This is a genomic window from Streptomyces sp. NPDC001927, from assembly GCF_053594455.1.
In genome coordinates this window covers 386,973-404,057 of record NZ_JBSFEN010000010.1, presented here as the reverse complement: position 1 = coordinate 404,057, position 17,085 = coordinate 386,973, and the positions used below count along the sequence as shown (strand labels likewise).

The following is a 17,085-nucleotide window of genomic DNA, read 5'->3' as shown; positions in this document are numbered from 1 at the left end:
AGGGGGGACCCTGTGGGAGAGTAGGACGCCGCCGAACAATCATTGTGGGAAAGCCCCGCACCTTATGGTGCGGGGCTTTTCTGCGTTTACGGCCCCATACCGGGCGCCCGTGGTCAGTGCTCCGGGGTCACCAGGCGGGTGTCGTAGGCCAGGATCACCGCCTGGACGCGGTCGCGGGCGCCGGTCTTCGCCAGGACGCGGCTGATGTGGGTCTTCACCGTTGATTCCGCGAGGTGCAGGCGTTCGGCGATCTCCGTGTTCGTCCAGCCCTGGCCGATGACCGTGAGGATCTCGCGTTCCCGGTCCGTCAGGGACTTCAAGCGGGGGTCCTCGCGCGGCTCGCCCTGGGCGGTCGTGGTCGCGGGGAGGTGGTGGATGTACGCGTCCAGGAGGCGGCGGGTCAGGCTCGGGGCCACCACCGCGTCGCCGCTCGCGACCGCGCGGATTCCGGAAAGCAGCTCCTCGGGCTGGGCGTCCTTGACGAGGAAGCCGCTGGCGCCGGCGCGCAGTCCCTCGTACGCGTACTCGTCGAGGTCGAAGGTCGTGACGATCAGGACGCGGGTGCGGGCGCCGGCCGCGACGATGCGGCGGGTGGCCTCGATGCCGTCGAGGCCGGGCATCCGGATGTCCATCAGGACGACGTCCGGGCGGTAGCGGTCCACGAGGCGGATCGCCTCGGTGCCGTTCGGCGCCTCGCCGACGACCGTCATGTCGTCCTGGCTCTCCAACAGCATGCGGAAGCCGAAGCGTTGCATCGCCTGGTCGTCCGCGATCAGCACCGTCGTCACGAGAGGGAGCCCTCCAGGGGAAGTCGAAGTCGTACGCGCCAGCCGCCTTCGGGCAGCGGTCCGGCTTCGAGTGTGCCGTCGTAGAGCTTCGCGCGCTCGTGCATTCCTGTGATGCCTTGGCCGTAGGTCTGATTGGTGTCGTCCCAGTCCGGCCGGCTTCGGGCTGTGTTCGTCACCTCCGTCGTCACCTCCGTCTCGGTGTACGTGAGGACGACCGTGGACTCCGCTTCTTCGCCCGCGTGCTTGAGGGCGTTCGTCAGGGCCTCCTGGACGACCCGGTAGACCGTCAGTTGGGCGCCGGCGGGGAGGCCTTGGCTGGGGCCCTTCGTCTCCAGGCGTACCGGCAGGCCCGCCTTCCGTACGCCGGTGATCAGGGCGTCCAGGTCGGCCAGGGTGGGCTGGGGGTCGCGTACCGCTTCGCTGCGGAGGAGGCGGCGGAGCTCGGCGAGGGCCTGGCGGCTGGTCGTTCCGATGGCGTCGAGGGCCTCGGCCGCGCGTTCGGGGTTCTTGGCCGCCGCGTACCGGCCGCCGTCGGCGAGGCCGGTGATGACGGAGAGGTTGTGACCGATGATGTCGTGCATCTCGCGGTTGATCCGGTTGCGTTCGGCGGCGGCGGCTAGCTGGGCCTGCTGGTCGCGCTCGACTTCGAGGCGGCGGGCCCGGTCGATGAGTGCCGCGGTGTAGTCCTGGCGGGAGCGGACGGCGATGCCGAGGAGGGCGACCATCGTGTACGCCCACAGGGTGGGGACGATCTGTTGGTCCCAACTACCTTGCGGGAAGCGGGCCGCCCCCACCACCAGGGGTGGGGCGAGGAGGGCGAGCGTCCACAGGAGGGTGCGTGGGGGGCGGCGGAGCGCGATGTGGAAGACCACGATCATCTGGAGCAGACCGGCCTGAAGGAACGCGCCCGTCCAGTTGCTGAGCAGCGCCGCACCCGCCATCACCGCGAGGGCGGTGAGGGGGTGGCGGCGCCGCCAGAAGAGGGGGAGGGCGAAGGCCAGGCTCATGGCCACGACGAGGCCGACCGGTACGGACGGGTCACGGGCGATGTTCCGCCAGCCGCCCGACGCGTCGACCAGGGCCGCCACCGTCCAGAAGGCGGTGAGCAGTCCGTCCCAGACCCAGGGGCGGCGGGTGTCGTAGGCCTGTACGCGTTCGGTCTGCCGCTGGAGGTAGCGGCTGAGCGGTGCCGTTTGGCGTGTCGGGTGCGGTGCTGGGGGTGGTGCTTGGTGCGGTGCCGTCTGCGGTTCGGGGGTCGATTCCGGGCTCACCCCGCCATCCTCATACGTCGCGTCGCTTCAGCAACAGCGCCGGGACGATCAGAGCCGCTGCCGCCCACAGGCACAGGGCGAGCAGCGCGGCGCCCGGGGAGGCCGCGTTCGGCAGCGGGGTGGCCGAGCCGAGGGCGCCGGCCGCCTGGGTGGGGAAGTACCGGATCGCCGTCTCCACGGCGTCGTACGGGAGCATCCCGAGGACCTCCGGCAGGATCATGACGCCGCCGATGAAGGCGCCGATGCCACCCGGTACCGAGCGGAGCGCGGCGCCGAGACCGAGGGCGAGGACGCTGAGGAGCGTGACGCCGGCGGCGTTGCCCGCGATGGCGGCGAGGACGCCGTCGTCGGCGAGGGAGGCGGCCTGGTCGGTGTCGGAGAGGAAGATCTGCGCGACGAGGAAGGTGATCAGGGCGGTCACGAAGGAGACGGTGAAGACGACCGCCGTGAAGACCGCGGCCTTCGCCCAGAGGACGGGGGTCCGGCGCGGTACGGCGGTGAGGGAGGCTCTGATCATGCCGGTCGAGTACTCGCCCGCGGTGACCAGGATGCCGAGGACGACGAGGCAGATGCCGCCGAGCTGGGAGCCGTAGAGGGTGAGGATGACGGTGTCGACGTCGGAGTCGCCGCCGTCGGAGGTGTACGTGGCGCCCATGAGGATGCCGACGCCGAGGAGGAAGGCGACCGAGGCGAGGACGGTGATCCAGGTGGAGCGGACCGTCCACAGCTTGTGCCATTCGGAGCGGAGGACTCGGGCCGGGGTGATGGCGGGAGCGAGGGTGGGGGCGGTGGCGGGAGTGGTGGTCGTGGCTGGGGTGGTCATGCTGCTGCTCCTTGGTATTCGACCGAGTCGTGGGTGAGGTCCATGAACGCCTGCTCCAGGGAGGCGGTCTGCGGGGTGAGTTCGTACAGCGGTACGCCGTGGGTGGCCGCCGTGCGGCCGATCGCCGCCGCGTCCGTGCCCGTGACGCGGAGGGTGTCGGGGGACTCGCCGGGCTCCGTCGTGATCGCCGCTCCGGGGAGCAGTTCGCGCAGGCGCGCCGGTTCGGGGGTGACGACCTTGACCGAGGCGCCGCCCGACTCCCGTACGAGCGCGTCGACGGTCGTGTCGGCGAGGAGGCGACCCTTGCCGATGACGATCAGGTGGTCGGCGGTCAGGGCCATCTCGCTCATCAGGTGGGAGGAGACGAGGACGGTACGGCCGTCGGCGGCCAGGGACTTGAGGAGCGTACGGATCCACAGCACGCCCTCCGGGTCGAGGCCGTTCACCGGCTCGTCGAGGACGATCGTGCGCGGGTCGCCGAGGAGGGCCGCGGCGATGCCGAGGCGCTGGCCCATGCCGAGCGAGAAGCCCTTGACCCGGCGGCGGGCGACGTCGGTCAGGCCGGTCAGGCCGAGGACGTGCTCGACGCGGGAGCGGGGGATGCCGTGGGTGTGGGCGAGGGCCATGAGGTGGTGGTACGCCGAGCGGCCCGGGTGGACCGAGCGGGCCTCCAGGAGCGCGCCGACCTGGGTGAGGGGCGCGGGGTGGGCGGCGTAGGCGCGGCCGTTGATCGTCGAGTGGCCGCGGGTGGGGGCGTCGAGGCCGAGGAGCATGCGCAGGGTGGTGGACTTGCCGGCGCCGTTGGGGCCGAGGAAGCCGGTGACGGTGCCGGGGTGGACGGTGAAGCTGAGGTCTTGGACGACGGTCCTGTTCCCGTACCGCTTGGTGAGTTCGTCAGCTCGGATCATGTCCACGACGCTACGGAGCGGGGGGCGGGGGATCGTCCGACCGGGGGTGGGGGTGGGGGGAGGGGTGTAGTACCGGGGTACGACGGGCCGTACGGCTCCGGAGCCGTGGAAAGCAGTTGTCGGGGGTGGTGGGCTGCGTCGAGGATCGGGGCATGCGCTATCTGATACGTACGATCCGTGCCGATGAGTGGGAGCTGTGCCGCGAGATCCGGCTCGCGGCGCTGCAGGACCCGGTGGCGAAGATCGCCTTCCTCGACACGTACGAGGCCGCGGTGACGCGGTCCGATTCCTTCTGGCAGGAGCGGGCGGAGGGCGCGTCGGAGAGCGGGACGAGCGTCCGGCAGTTCGTGGCCGAGGCCCCGGACGGGAGCTGGGTCGGCACGATCACGCTGCTGGTGGAGCGGCCGTCGGACGAGGTGCGGTTCGGGGAGCCGGCGAAGAGCGACCAGACGCACATCGTGGGCGTGTACGTGCGGCCCGAGGCGCGCGGTACGGGAGTGATCGACGCGCTGTTCCGGGCGGGGGTGGAATGGTCCTGGGCGCTGCAGGAGCCGGTGATCGGGCGGGTGCGGCTGTACGTCCACGAGGACAACGCGCGGGCCGCCGCGTTCTATCGGCGGTTCGGGTTCGTCGAGACGGGGGAGCGGGTGGCGGTGCCGGGGGACGCTTCGGCGCGTGAGGTGGAGTACGAAGTGGTGCGGCCCCGCGGGTGACGCGGCCTGGCTCCGGTGCGTGGGTAGCTGGGATCCTGGTGGTTCCAGCGAACTCGGGGGAATCGTGCAGGAGTTGATGCCGGGTGATCCGGCGGCGATCGGTCCGTACCGGCTGACGGGGCGGCTCGGCGCGGGCGGGATGGGGCAGGTCTTCCTGGGCCATTCGGTCAGTGGGCGGCGGGTCGCGGTGAAGGTGGTGCGGCCCGAGCTCGCGGCGGATCCGGGGTTCCGGCTGCGGTTCCGGCGCGAGATCGAGGCGGCCCGTGCCGTGGGCGGTTTCTGGACGGCTCCGGTCGTGGACGCCGATCCGGAGGCCGCGGCACCGTGGGTGGCCAGCGCGTACATCGAGGCGCCTGACCTCGGGCGGCTCGTCGAGGACCAAGGGCCCCTGGGCGAGGGGGCGTTGCGGGGGCTGGCCACGGGGCTCGCGGAGGCCCTCGAGGCGATCCACCGGGCCGGTCTCGTGCACCGGGACATGAAGCCCTCGAACGTCCTGGTCACCGGGGACGGGCCCCGGGTCATCGACTTCGGCATCTCCAAGGCCCTGGAGGGCGGGATGACGCTGACGGGGACCGGGCTCGTGGTCGGCACGCCGGGGTTCATGTCGCCGGAACAGGCGACGGGGGCGCGTGTGGGCGCGCCGAGCGACGTCTTCTCGCTGGGCGCGGTCCTGGCCTTCGCGGCGACGGGCGACGGCCCGTTCGGGGTCGGCAGTGTGCCCGCGCTGCTGTACCGGGTGGTGCACGACGTGCCCCGGCTCGACGGTGTTCCGGAGGGGATACGGGGAGTGGTGGCGCGCTGCCTGGAGAAGCGGGCGGAGGAGCGGCCGACGGCGGGTCAGCTCCTCGATCTGCTGGGCGAGGTGGTGGCGGAGGCCGCGGTCGCGCCTACGGCTGTCATGACGGAGGCGGTGACTCCGGCCATGCCGGCCGCCGCGCCCGCCGTGACGCCTGCCGTGCCGCCTGCTGGGACGCCTGCCGGGACGCCCGCCGCGACGCGTTCCGAACCGCCGGAGCGGGCCGGGCAGCAGGTCGGCGACAGTGATGCGCAGGCGGTGGTGAACGCCTCCACGCCCACCCGGACGGGGAGGAACTGGCTGCTTCTCGGCGCGTCGCCCCTGATCCTCGGCTTCGCGTTCCTCACCGCCACCGCGGGGGGCACCTTGGCCGGGGGCCTCGCCGGTCTGGTGGCGGCGGTGGGCGCGGTGGTGCTCGGGCTGCGGAAGCAGGAGCGGGAGGCCCAGGTGCGGGCGGACGCGCGGGGGCTGGTGGTGGTCCGCGACGGGGTGCGGTGGAGCGAGGCGTGGGACCGGCTCGACTTCGTCACCCTTGTTCCTTGGGGTGGTTCGGCGCACGAGTGGTCCCTGCTCGCCGTCGCGCGCGGAGGTGGTGGCCGGCCGGTACCGCCCGCGCTGAAGGGCGGGACGGAGGCGGGATCGGTCCGGCTCGACCTGCGGTTCCCCGACGCGAGCACGGCGCGGGCGCGGATCCAGCGGCTCCACGTCACGCTGGAGCGGTTCGCCGAGGCGGCCTACGAGGCGGACCGGTCGATCCTGACCCGCTGAACGGGCCGGTCGTGGTCGGCTACGGCGTGAGGAGCTGCTCCTGCCAGCGCGCGTGGGCCTGTTCCTGGGAGCGGAGGAGGGCCAGGGTGGGGAGGCCCGTGTCCTGGCCGGTCGTCAGGAGGTCCGGGAGCTGGGGGAGCGGGGCCACGGCGGCGGCGTCGTCGAGGACGAGGGTCAGTGGTGGGTCGAGCCGACCGTCGGATGACCGTGCGGCCATGCGGCGGCCGTGCTCGACCACGCTTGCGGTGAGGGCGGTGAGCAGAGGCATCGCGCCGGGGCGGCTGCGCGGGTCCTCGATCGGCTCACCGACCACATAGAGAGTGCCCCCTTCGGCGACGAAAGATTCCAGCGTCAGCGAATCAGTTCGATTCGGGGTGCAGGCGTCCCTGATGTGGATCGAGGAGAGCGCGGAGAGCGTCCGCGCGGTCAACTCCTGGGCGATCTCGCGCCGTTCCGGGTGCGCGGTGAGCGCCGACTCCAGGAGGCCCGCGTGGCCCGGGGCCGCCTTGGGGTGCGTACGGAGGATCCGTACGGGCTCGTGGGCGCCCGTGCCCTGCGCCCAGCGGTGGACCTGCTTGAAGGGGCGGTCGTCCAGGGCCGCGGCGTGCAGCCAGCAGCGCAGGAGCGTTTCCGCGGTGTCGGCCACGGCGGCGTCCAGGCGGGACGGCGGGCGTACGGGGGCGAGGAGGGCGACCGCCCGTTCCTGGGCCCGCGCCGGGTCCTCGCAGCCGGCGGACGGGGACCAGTGGAGGCGGGCGGGGGTGTCGCAGAGGTGACCGGGGTCGTACACGAGGACGGGGCCGAGCTTGCCCCGGGCGTCCTTGGTGTCGGCCCACAGGGTCGGGTCGGAGGTGACGACGAGCACGGCCCCCTCGGCGTCCTGGAGGGCCTGGAGCGCGGCGGGGCGGCGGGTGGCGGGGGTGCCGTAGACGAGCCCGGTGCGGGGGACCGGAGGGGCGGGGGTCGACAGGGGCGGGGCGGCGACCACTTCGGTCACCTCAGCCACCTCAGCCACCTCAGTCACCCTCGCCTCGTCCAGAGGCCTCCTGGGCGCGGGCGCCGCAATGACCTCCGTACGCTCCACAGGCCTCTCCTCGTACGTACCCCCTCGCCTCCCCGCCCGTACCGTCCTCCACCGCGCCAGCGTCCCCACCACGAACACCGTGAGCACCACCAGCACCATCAGCTCGCCGATGAGCAGGCCCCAGAACAGGCCGTACCCCGAGAGTTCGCCCGCCGGGGTGTCCGGCCAGGCGGCCGCCAGGTCCTGGGGGCCGCTGATCAGGGCGCGGACGGCCTTGGGGGTGCGGGTGAAGGTGACTCCGTCCGGCCAGGCGCCCTTGGAGAAGAGGGCGGCCAGGCCGGTCGCCGTCCAGACGAGCACCGTCAGGCCGACGGGGATGCCGACCAGGGCGAGGACGAGGCCGTCCGGCACCCCGCCCTGCCCGCCGCCCTGCTGTCCACTGTGGCGCTGTTCCTGCGTGGTCTTCCGCATCGTTCGTTCGCCCGCCCGCTCGTTCGCCCGCTCACGCCACCGTCGACCGGGAGGGGTCGTTGAGCTGCTGCTCCATGAGGGCGGCGCGCTGTTCCGTCTCCCACTCCAGCTCCGGGTCGACGGCCGGGTCGACCGACGACTCCGTCATGGCGCGGTCGGTGTAGACGAGCGGCCGCTCCCTCTCCGTGATGAGGTGTTTGACCACCTGCACATTGCCGTTGACGTCCCAGACCGCGATGCCGGGGGTGAGGGTCGGGATGATCTCGACCGCCCACCTCGGCAGGCCGAGCACCCGTCCCGTAGCCCTGGCCTCGTCGGCTTTCTGGGCATAAATGGTGCGGGTGGAGGCCATCTTGAGGATCGCCGCGGCCTCCCGGGCCGCCGCGCCGTCGACGACGTCCGAGAGGTGGTGGACGACCGCGACGAAGGACAGGCCGAGTCGTCGGCCGAACTTGAGCAGCCGCTGGAACAGCTGCGCCACGAACGGGCTGTTGATGATGTGCCAGGCCTCCTCGACCAGGAAGATGCGCTTCTTCCGGTCGGGGCGGATCCAGGTGTGCTCCAGCCACACGCCGACGATCGCCATCAGGATGGGCATGGCGATGGAGTTGCGGTCGATGTGGGACAGGTCGAAGACGATGAGCGGCGCGTCGAGGTCGATGCCGACCGTGGTCGGACCGTCGAACATGCCGCGCAGGTCGCCGTCGACCAGCCGGTCCAGGACGAGCGCGACGTCCAGGCCCCAGGCGCGAACATCGTCTATGTCGACGTTCATCGCCTCCGCCGACTCCGCCTCCGGGTGCCGGAGCTGCTCGACGATGTCGGTCAGGATCGGCTGGCGGTCGGTGATGTGCTCGTTGACGTACGCGTGGGCGACCTTGAGCGCGAAGCCGGAGCGCTCGTCGAGGCCGTGGCCCATCGCGACCTCGATGATCGTACGGAGCAGGGCCAGCTGCCCGGTCGTGGTGATCGACGGGTCGAGCGGGTTGAGCCGGATGCCGGCGTCTACGGCGACCATCGGGTCGAGGCGGATGGGGGTTATTCCCAGCTCCTGCGCGATGAGGTTCCACTCGCCGACGCCGTCCTCGCCCTGCGCGTCGAGGACGACGACCTGCCGGTCGCGGAAGCGCAACTGCCGCAGGACGTACGTCTTCTCGAGCGCCGACTTGCCGTTGCCGGACTCGCCGAGGACGAGCCAGTGGGGGGCCGGGAGCTGCTGACCGTACAGCTGGAAGGGGTCGTAGATGTACCCCTTGCCGCTGTAGACCTCGCGGCCGATGATCACGCCGGAGTCGCCGAGGCCGGGGGCGGCCGTCGGCAGGTAGACGGCCTGGGCCTGGCCGGTCGAGGTGCGGACGGGCAGGCGGGTCGTCTCCACCTTCCCGAAGAGGAAGGAGGTGAAGGCTTCGGTGAGGGCGGAGAGTGGATCTCGCATGTGCACGGGCCCCTTAGCGGCTGGCGTGGCGTGGCTGGCGGCTAGTGGCGGGTGGCTAGCGGCGGATGCCGGTCGCGAACGGCAGGGTGTTCACAAAGGCCCGGTGGTGCTCGCGGTCGCACCACTCCAGCTTCAGGTACGACTTGCCCGCGGAGGCCCTGATCGTGCGCTTGTCCCTGGCCAGGGCTTCGGGGGAGCGCGACGACACAGTGATGTACCCGACGAGGTTGACCCCGGCCGCGCCGCTGGCGAGATCTTCACCCCGCTGGTCGAGCCGGCCGTGCGCGGCGATGTCGCGCGGGTCGACCGTGCGGTTCATCTTGGCCTGACGGGAGGCCTCGGCCTCGTCGTTGGTCTTCTCGGTGAGCATGCGCTCGATGGCGACCTCGGTGGGTTCGAGGTCCATCGTCACCGCGACCGTACGGATCACGTCGGGGGTGTGGACGAGCAGCGGGGCGAGGAAGTTGACGCCGACGGGGGTCATCGGCCACTCCTTCACCCAGGCGGTGGCGTGGCACCAGGGGGCGCGGGTGGAGGACTCGCGGGTCTTGGCCTGGAGGTAGGTGGGCTCCATGGCGTCGAGTTCGGCGGGCCAAGCGTTTCGTTTCGTCATCGCCTGGATGTGGTCGATGGGGTGGTCCGGGTCGTACATGGAGTGCACGAGGGACGCGAGCCGGGACTGCCCGAGGGGCTGCCGTACGCGGATGTCGGCCTCGGCGAGCCGGGCGCAGATGTCGGTGAGCTCGCGGGCCATGACGACGGCGAGGCCGGCGTCGCGGTCGAGCTTGCGGGCGCCGGAGGTGTGGCGGGCCGCGCGGGCCATGGCGTTGGCCTCGGCGGCGAGTTCGCGGGTGTAGTGCATGCACGCGACGAGGTAGGCGCGGTGCTGCTCGCTGGAGGTGGAGACCATCGACTGGAGCTGCTCGTACGACTCCTGGAGCCAGCCGGGGGCCTGTGCGTCGCCGCGCTGGGCGACGTCCTTGGCGTGGGCGTCGGGGTCGGCGGGGAGCGTACGGGCGAGCATCTGGAGGCGGGTGACGAAGCCGTCTCCGTTGGCGACGTGCTTGAGCAGCGTGCCGAAACGGTCCACCAGGGCTTCCTGGTCCTCGCTGTCGCGCAGGCCGACGCCGGGGCCCTCGATCTCGATGGCGGCGGTGACGGTGCGGCGGTCGGCGTGCAGGAGGACGGCGATCTCGTCGGGGCCGAAGGGCGCGGAGAGCCAGTTGATCCGGCCGATGCCGGGCGGCGGGCCGACCTCGACCTCGCGGCCGTCGAGCCGTACGCCGGCCTCGGCGGCGGCGGAGCGGTAGGCGGTGCCGCGCTTGAGGGACCGCTTGTAGCTGCGGTTGATCTCAAACCATTTGTAGAAGGTGCGGTGCTTGTACGGGACGTACACGGCGGCGAGCGCGAGGACGGGGAAGCCGGCGAGCAGCGCGATCCGCAGGGGCAGGGCGGGGACGAGGAGTCCGCTCATCATGCCGAGGAAGGCGCCGGCGATGATGAGGGCGATCTCGCCGGTCTCACGGTTCTTGCCGACGATCGCGTTCGGCCGGGCTCGGCCGATGAGATACGTACGGCGGGGCGCGACCGGCTGGGACTGGGTCGTCAACGCCCTCCACCTCCTGTGCTTCCTGTGGATCCGGTGTTCCTGCGGCTGCTGTGCGGGGTGCCCGAGGTGGGGCTGCTGCTACGCGGCGGGGGTGCGGCGGAGGGGACAGATCCGCCGCCGCCCCCTGCGTTACCGGCGCTGCCGCGGCTGCTGTGCGCGGCGACTCCGCCGGAGAGCGGGTTGGCGGGGCGTGGGGCGCCGCCGCTGTTCTGGTTGCCTCCGCCGCCGCTGTCGCGGGTGCTGTGGGTCTTGATGCCCTGGGAGACGAGGGAGGCGGGGGAGGAGAGGACGGCCGCGGCGGCGTTCTCGCCGGCGCGGTGGACGCGGTTGTTGCGGGAGGCGACGATCTCGTCGCCGAAGCCGGGGACGAAGCGGTAGATCATCGCGGAGGCGAAGATCGCGAGCAGGATGATCGCGAGTCCGGAGACGACGGCGGAGAAGGAGTCGGGGCCGGTCCCGGAGGAGAGCGCGCCGGCGAGGCCGAGGACGATGACGATGACCGGCTTGACCAGGATGATCGCGATCATGATCCCGGCCCAGCGGCGGACGTGGCCCCACATGTTCTTGTCGACGAGGCCGGAGTAGACGACGACGCCGAGGAGGGCGCCGACGTAGAGCATGACGGCGCGCAGGAAGAGTTCGAGGTAGAGGACGCCGGCGGCGAGGATGCTGACGAGCGAGACGATGATCAGCATGATCGGCCCGCCGCCGATCTGGTCGCCCTTCTGGAGGGCCTCCTTGAAGCTGCCGAAGAAGACGTCGGTCTGTTGACCGGTGCCGGCGGCGATGACTTCGGTGACGGCGTCGGTGGCGTTGACGACGGTGTAGAGGATGAGCGGGGTGAAGGCGGAGGCGAGGACGGTCAGCCAGAGGAAGCCGATGGCCTCGGAGATGGCGGTGGTGAGGGGGACGCCTCGGATGGCTCGCTTGGCGACGGCGAGGAGCCAGAGGAGGAGGGTGAGGAAGGTGGCGGCGGCGAAGACGATGGCGTAGCGGCCGAGGAACTCGAGGTTGGTGAAGTCGACGTCGGCGGTCTCTTTGACGGCCTTGGAGAGCGCGTCGACGATCGACACGGCGGCGTCGGCGCAGCCACGGGCGAGGGAGGCGAGGGGGTCGAGGGAGGCGGTGGGGTCGGGGGTACGGCTCCCGCTGGAGCCGGGTTCGCCGTTCTCGCAGTAGTCGCGGGCGGGGCCCACGATCAGGTCGCACTGCTCCTTGGTTGGCGCCGAGGGCGTGGGCGTCGGCGTCGGGGCCGCGTAGGCACGCGAGGCCAGCAGGACGGCCGAGGTCTGGACGGTGGCCAGCAGTGCGGCCACGCGCAGCGTGGGACGGGACCTAGCGGGCATACGTGAAGCCTCCGTACTCCTCGACGGCCTTGGCGATCGCGTCGGCGTCGGAGGCGGTGCGGTCGGTGTTCACCGGGGCCGGCCCTTCCTTCTGCGAGAAGCTCTCCACCTTCCAGTCGTTGTCGGCCCAGCGGAGAGCAAGGGTCATGGTGAACCAGTCGTTCGTCACCGGGTTGGTGGAGCTGACTCCGGCCGTGCCGAACACGCCCGTGCACCAGACCTCGACCGTCGCGGCGCCGTCGGAGAACTGGGTGACCTTGGTGCCGACCGGCGCCGTGCGCGACACGTAGGTCATCCCGGGGGCGGCATCGCCGTTCTGGTCGAGTCCGAGCTTGTCGAGGAACTCGCGGCTGTACGCCTTGTCGAAGCTGGCCTCGAGCTCGGCCACCTTGTCCTGTACGAACAGCTGCCTGACGATCTCGCCGCGGCGGCCGGGCTTCAGGATGTCCGCCGACACCAGGGCCACCGAGTAGTTGGCCGCCGCACTCTGCGCCCCCTGCTCGTCCCGTGCGAACCCCGTAGGGATCGTGCCGTTCTTGCCCGGGACCGGGCGGACGCCTGTCGCTGCCGTGGGGGTCTGTTTGCCCGAGGAGGGGGTGGAGCCCGAGGTGTTGTCCGTGTCCGGGTCGCCGCCGCCTCTGTTCGCGAAGGCGATCGCGGCGATCAGCAGGACCACCACGCCGACCGCCGTGATCAGTGAGCGTGAGCCGCGCGGGCGGCGTGCCGGGGCGTACGGGTCGCCCGTGCCGCCCTCGGGGAGGCGTGTGCGGGTCTGGCCGGAGCCGCCCATGCCGCTGCCGCCGAAGCCGTCGTTGTCGTCGCCGAGGCTCATGGCGAACACGCCCTCTCAACCGTGTGGTGACTGGACATCAGACTGGACATCAGACTGGACATCAGGAAAAGGAACCGACCCGGACGTCAGACGGCCATGCCGTACACGATCGTGAACAGCGTCCCCAGCGAGCCGATGATGAAGACGCCGGTCAGGCCGGCCACGATCAGGCCCTTGCCCTGTTCCGCGCTGAACGTGTCCCGGAGTGCGGTCGCGCCGATGCGCTGCTTGGCCGCTCCCCAGATGGCGATGCCGAGACAGAGCAGGATGGCCACGGCCATCACGACCTCAATCATCACCTTGGCTTCATTGCCCAGGCTCCCGAAAGGCCCCCAGTTCGGGGCGATTCCACCGATGATGGTGGTGATGTCGCCCTCTTCGGCCGCCAGGTACATGTAACTCACCGCCCCTGTTGGGTAGTTCGTCGCCCCTGCCCGATGGCATGGGTCATCGCCCTATCTTCGCTGATGAAACCGCTCGCGTGTGACGGCTTGACGGCTCTCTTTACCCGATCCCCGCACATGTGACCGGTCCGACCGTCTTGACCTGCGACGGTGTGGCCGGTTTCTATGCGAGGAAGCGTATGGTCACTCTGTGTATCACGGAGGGTGACTCCGGGCAATGACTGTCGTTGTTGCACTCTTGGGGTGGTGGCGCGGCAGGTCAGGCGTATGACGCGACCAGGCGCGCGAGGTGACGGCCCGCCAGGAGCAGCGGGGTCTCCGAGCGCGTGACCTGCGCGGTGACCTCCGCGCCCTCCAGCGTGTTGATGACCGTCGCCGCGAGGTCCCGGGCCTCGGGGCCGGGGAAGCCGCAGCCGAGGAGCTTGTCCTCGACGACGCGCTGCCACGTCAGGAACGCCTCGGCGCAGGCGCGTTGGATGGCGTTGTCCGTGCCCAGGGTCTCCAGCGCGGCCGCGGTGACCGGGCAGCCGTCGATCCAGCCGGAGTCGCGGAGTTCGCGGGCCAGGAGGCGGGCGCAGGCGTCGACCGCGGCGGCGGGGTCGTCCTCACCGTCCAGTGCGGTACGCAGCATCGCGGCGAACTCCTTGCGGCTGTGCGTCATCGCCTCGACCGCCACGGCCTCCTTGCCGCCGGGGAAGAAGTGGTACACGGAGCCGAGGGTGGCCTCCGCCTCCTGGGCGATCTGCTTGATGCCCGTGCCGACGTAGCCCTGGCGCTGGATGAGGCGGGCGGCGGCGACGACGATCCGCTCGCGGGTGCCGACGGTGCTGGTCTGCATGCCGTGATTCTAGCGAGGTTGCTCATTGAGTAGAGCGTTCGTTTTAGTCGTGTGCTAGCGTCCCCTTCGTTGCTGGATAGAGCGTTCGTTCTAGGGAGCTTTCATGCGTCACCAGAACTCCGTCACCGTCATCGGCCTCGGCCCCATGGGGCGCGCCATGGCCGCCGCCTACCTCGACCAGGGCTACGACGTCACCCTTTGGAACCGCACCCCCTCCCGCGCCGACGAGCTCGTGCGCCGGGGTGCCGTCCTCGCGGCCTCGCCCGCCGAAGCCGTCGCCGCCAACGAGGTCGTCCTCCTCAGCCTCACCGACTACCGGGCCGTGTACGACGTACTGGGCGGCGTCGAACCCGCCCTCCTCGCCGGGCGGGTCCTCGTCAACCTCAGCTCCGACACCCCCGACCGGGCGCGCGCCGCGGCGGACTGGGTGCGGGAGCGCGGGGCCGTGCAGCTCACCGGCGGGGTCCTCACACCGCCGTCCGGCATCGGCCGGCCCGGCTCCTCCACCTTCTACAGCGGGCCGCGCGACGTCTTCGAGGCCCACCGCGCCACCCTCGAAGTCCTCACGGCCACCGACCACCGCGGCGAGGACCCCGGGCTCGCCGCGCTCTACTACCAGCTCAACATGGTCATGTTCTGGACCTCCCTGAGCGGCTACTGGCAGGCCCTCGCCCTCGCCGACGCGTACGGCATCACGGCCACCGACCTCCAGCCGCACGCCCTCGGCGCGCTCGACCTCCAGCAGTTCGTGGAGTTCTACGGGCCCCGCGTCGACGCAGGCGACCACTCAGGAGACGTCGACCGCCTCGCCATGGGGCTCGCCAGCACCGAACACGTCGTGCACACCGTCACCGACGCCGGTGTCGACGCGGCGCTCCCCGCCGCCGTCGCCGACCTCTTCCGGCGCGGTGTCGCCGCCGGGTACGGGGACGCCAGCAGTTCCAGTCTTGTGGAGGTGCTCAAGGGGCGGTAGTTCAGCGGTTCGGCATGCCCGGTGACTTTGTCCGAAACGGTTGGCGGCAGCCCGCCTGCGAGGCGGGCGCCGCACCTAGACTTGTCGCTCGATGGACTGCCAAGACCCCAGGGGTGGTTGACGGTGCGTAGGGCGCGCAAGGCCTGGCTGGTGGCCGGTGGGGTCTTCGGCATGTGCCTCGGCTTCGTCGCGCTGCTCGTCGTCGGTACGTACTCCGCCGCCGCAGGACTCATCGGGGGCGCCGGGGACGCCAAGAACGGCACCGTGGCCCTGGCGAAGGGCGCCGTGCCCGCCGCGTACCAGGGGCTGGTCCAGCGGTGGGGGAACCTCTGCCCCGCCATCAACCCGGCCCTGCTCGCCGCCCAGCTCTACCAGGAGAGCGGCTGGAACCCGAGGGTCGTCTCGCCCGCCAACGCCATGGGCATCGCCCAGTTCATCCCCGGCACCTGGGCCGGGCACGGCATCGACGGGGACGGGGACGGCGACCGGGACGTCTGGGATCCCAAGGACGCGATCCCCTCCGCCGCCACCTACGACTGCGAGCTCGCCGGCTATGTGAAGGACGTGCCGGGCGACCCGACGAACAACATGCTCGCCGCGTACAACGCGGGCGCCTACCGGGTCATCAAGTCCGGCGGTGTGCCGCGCATCACCGAGACCCAGAACTACGTCCGCATCATCCGGTCCCTCGAGAAGAGCTTCGCCCGGCCCGTCGGCCGCGTCGAGCCCTCGCGGCAGGCCGCCGGAGCGATCTACTACGCCCAGCAGAAGCTCGGCACGCCCTACCTCTGGGGCGGCACCGGCACCGCGGCTCAAAATGGCCGATTCGACTGCTCCGGTCTGACCCAGGCCGCGTACCTCTCGGTCGGGATCGAGCTGCCGCGCGTCGCCAACGACCAGTACAACGCGGGCCCCCATCCCTCCCGAGACGAGCTGCTCCCCGGTGACCTGGTCTTCTTCTCCGACGACCTGACCAACTCCCGCGCCATCAGGCACGTCGGCATCTACGTCGGCGGCGGCTACATGATCGACGCCCCGCGCACCGGGGCCGTCATCCGCTTCGACAAGATCGACACGCCTGACTATTTTGGTGCCACCAGGGTGACGAAGGACGGCGCCGCGGCGCTTCCCACGCATCTGCCGCAGACCTGACGGACCGTGGCTCCCTGGCCGGAACTCTCCGTTAAGCACAGGCCCTGAGCTGCGACGACGTGTCACTCTTCGGTAACGTCAGGGCGATCATCGACGGTGAGCGGAACGCACGCGTCAGACGGTTCGTTCGATTCACGTGACAAGGCAAGGGGCAGCAGTGGCTGGACTCGCATCGGATGGTTCCAACCCCGATGTCAGCCTGCTCTACGACATCAACGGGCTGGCGCGGCAGGCCCCGCCCTGGCTCGACCGTGTCATGGGCTTCGTGGGCGAGTACGGGATCATGCTCGCCCTCGTCCTCGTCGCGCTCTGGACCTGGTGGAGCGTCCGCCGCCGCGACACCCTCGCCGACTCCGTCTCCGGTTTCGCCTCGCTCGTGTGGGCGCCGCTCGCCGCCGGCGTCGCGATCCTCGTCAACATCCCCATCCGCGGCTTCGTCGAGCGGCCCAGACCGTTCAACGACCACCAGGGCCTCGAAGTCCTCGTCTCCGGCAAGACTGACTACTCCTTCGTCAGCGACCACGCCACGCTCGCGATGGCCATCGCCGTCGGGGTCTTCATCGCCCACCGCAAGCTCGGCCTCCTCGCGATCGCGCTCGCCTTCGCCGAGGGCTTCTGCCGGGTCTACATGGGCGTCCACTACCCGACCGACGTCATCGGCGGCATCGCCCTCGGTACGGCGGTGGCGCTGCTCCTCGCCCCCGTCGCCCACGCCCTGCTGACCCCGCTCGTCACCGCGATCGCCCGCTCCCGGCACGGGGCCCGCCTGATCCGCTCCCGGAGCGCCGCCGCGCGGTCCGCCGTCCCCGAGACGCTCGACATCCCCGAGCCCCGGATCGGCTCAGGCCCCGAGGACAACGACCTCGCGGCGTAGCCCGCGAGCCGGACAGCGCCTCAAACCGCTTGCCTCAAACGGTCTGTCGCGTCGAGTCCG

16 protein-coding genes are annotated in these 17,085 nt (G+C 71.2%); 5 read left to right on the top strand and 11 right to left on the bottom strand.

Going from position 1 to position 17,085, the window contains the following annotated elements; all coding sequences use genetic code 11:
• Window positions 1-113 precede the first annotated feature (113 nt).
• From ACWCO8_RS27865 to ACWCO8_RS27850, 4 genes are read right to left on the bottom strand one after another with little or no spacing between them, the layout of a single operon-like run.
• Window positions 114-788 (bottom strand): response regulator, encoded by a 675-nt coding sequence (locus ACWCO8_RS27865; protein WP_451034562.1) that lies wholly within the window; start codon window positions 786-788, stop codon window positions 114-116.
• Window positions 785-2,059: a sensor histidine kinase gene (locus tag ACWCO8_RS27860; protein WP_451034561.1), complete on the bottom strand. Its 1,275-nt coding sequence runs from the start codon at window positions 2,057-2,059 to the stop codon at window positions 785-787. The genes ACWCO8_RS27865 and ACWCO8_RS27860 overlap by 4 nt, the downstream gene beginning before the upstream one ends.
• Before the next feature lie 10 nt (window positions 2,060-2,069).
• Window positions 2,070-2,882, bottom strand: coding sequence for an ABC transporter permease (locus ACWCO8_RS27855; protein ID WP_451034560.1), 813 nt, complete (start codon window positions 2,880-2,882; stop codon window positions 2,070-2,072).
• A complete protein-coding gene (locus tag ACWCO8_RS27850; protein WP_451034559.1) occupies window positions 2,879-3,790 on the bottom strand; it encodes an ATP-binding cassette domain-containing protein in 912 nt (303 codons plus the stop codon). The genes ACWCO8_RS27855 and ACWCO8_RS27850 overlap by 4 nt, the downstream gene beginning before the upstream one ends.
• Window positions 3,791-3,942: 152 nt before the next feature.
• Between ACWCO8_RS27850 and ACWCO8_RS27845 the strand changes: the two genes are divergently transcribed.
• Both ACWCO8_RS27845 and ACWCO8_RS27840 read left to right on the top strand, forming a co-directional pair.
• Window positions 3,943-4,503, top strand: a complete 561-nt coding sequence (locus ACWCO8_RS27845) for a GNAT family N-acetyltransferase (RefSeq protein ID WP_451034558.1) — start codon at window positions 3,943-3,945, stop codon at window positions 4,501-4,503.
• Between the two features lie 76 nt (window positions 4,504-4,579).
• Complete coding sequence (locus ACWCO8_RS27840; protein WP_451034557.1) at window positions 4,580-6,067, top strand: serine/threonine-protein kinase; 1,488 nt, start codon at window positions 4,580-4,582, stop codon at window positions 6,065-6,067.
• A 19-nt stretch (window positions 6,068-6,086) separates the two neighbouring features.
• On the opposite strand, the gene ACWCO8_RS27835 is transcribed toward ACWCO8_RS27840, so the two are convergent.
• The 7 genes from ACWCO8_RS27835 to ACWCO8_RS27805 all read right to left on the bottom strand — a co-directional run bounded on the left by ACWCO8_RS27835 (window position 6,087) and on the right by ACWCO8_RS27805 (window position 14,026).
• A complete protein-coding gene (locus ACWCO8_RS27835) occupies window positions 6,087-7,562 on the bottom strand; it encodes a type IV secretory system conjugative DNA transfer family protein (RefSeq protein WP_451034556.1) in 1,476 nt (491 codons plus the stop codon).
• Between the two features lie 31 nt (window positions 7,563-7,593).
• Entirely contained in the window at window positions 7,594-8,997 is a 1,404-nt protein-coding gene (locus tag ACWCO8_RS27830; RefSeq protein WP_362007827.1) for an ATP-binding protein, read from the bottom strand.
• Window positions 8,998-9,052: 55 nt separating this feature from the next.
• Window positions 9,053-10,606, bottom strand: a complete 1,554-nt coding sequence (locus ACWCO8_RS27825) for an SCO6880 family protein (protein WP_362007824.1) — start codon at window positions 10,604-10,606, stop codon at window positions 9,053-9,055.
• Window positions 10,603-11,952, bottom strand: coding sequence for a hypothetical protein (locus tag ACWCO8_RS27820; protein WP_451034555.1), 1,350 nt, complete (start codon window positions 11,950-11,952; stop codon window positions 10,603-10,605). Before ACWCO8_RS27820 ends, ACWCO8_RS27825 begins: the two co-directional genes overlap by 4 nt.
• Window positions 11,942-12,784 (bottom strand): hypothetical protein, encoded by an 843-nt coding sequence (locus ACWCO8_RS27815; protein ID WP_451034578.1) that lies wholly within the window; start codon window positions 12,782-12,784, stop codon window positions 11,942-11,944. Before ACWCO8_RS27815 ends, ACWCO8_RS27820 begins: the two co-directional genes overlap by 11 nt.
• A gap of 86 nt (window positions 12,785-12,870) precedes the next feature.
• Entirely contained in the window at window positions 12,871-13,179 is a 309-nt protein-coding gene (locus ACWCO8_RS27810) for a hypothetical protein (RefSeq protein WP_260230621.1), read from the bottom strand.
• Window positions 13,180-13,447: 268 nt separating this feature from the next.
• The gene (locus ACWCO8_RS27805; protein WP_451034554.1) at window positions 13,448-14,026 is read right to left on the bottom strand and encodes a TetR/AcrR family transcriptional regulator; all 579 of its coding nucleotides are present in this window, start codon (window positions 14,024-14,026) and stop codon (window positions 13,448-13,450) included.
• Window positions 14,027-14,129: 103 nt separating this feature from the next.
• Between ACWCO8_RS27805 and ACWCO8_RS27800 the strand changes: the two genes are divergently transcribed.
• The 3 genes from ACWCO8_RS27800 to ACWCO8_RS27790 all read left to right on the top strand — a co-directional run bounded on the left by ACWCO8_RS27800 (window position 14,130) and on the right by ACWCO8_RS27790 (window position 17,025).
• Window positions 14,130-14,999, top strand: a complete 870-nt coding sequence (locus tag ACWCO8_RS27800; protein ID WP_451034553.1) for an NAD(P)-dependent oxidoreductase — start codon at window positions 14,130-14,132, stop codon at window positions 14,997-14,999.
• 171 nt (window positions 15,000-15,170) lie between these two features.
• Window positions 15,171-16,151, top strand: a complete 981-nt coding sequence (locus tag ACWCO8_RS27795) for a C40 family peptidase (RefSeq protein WP_362007905.1) — start codon at window positions 15,171-15,173, stop codon at window positions 16,149-16,151.
• 157 nt (window positions 16,152-16,308) lie between these two features.
• Window positions 16,309-17,025, top strand: a complete 717-nt coding sequence (locus tag ACWCO8_RS27790; protein ID WP_362007814.1) for a phosphatase PAP2 family protein — start codon at window positions 16,309-16,311, stop codon at window positions 17,023-17,025.
• Window positions 17,026-17,085 lie beyond the last annotated feature (60 nt).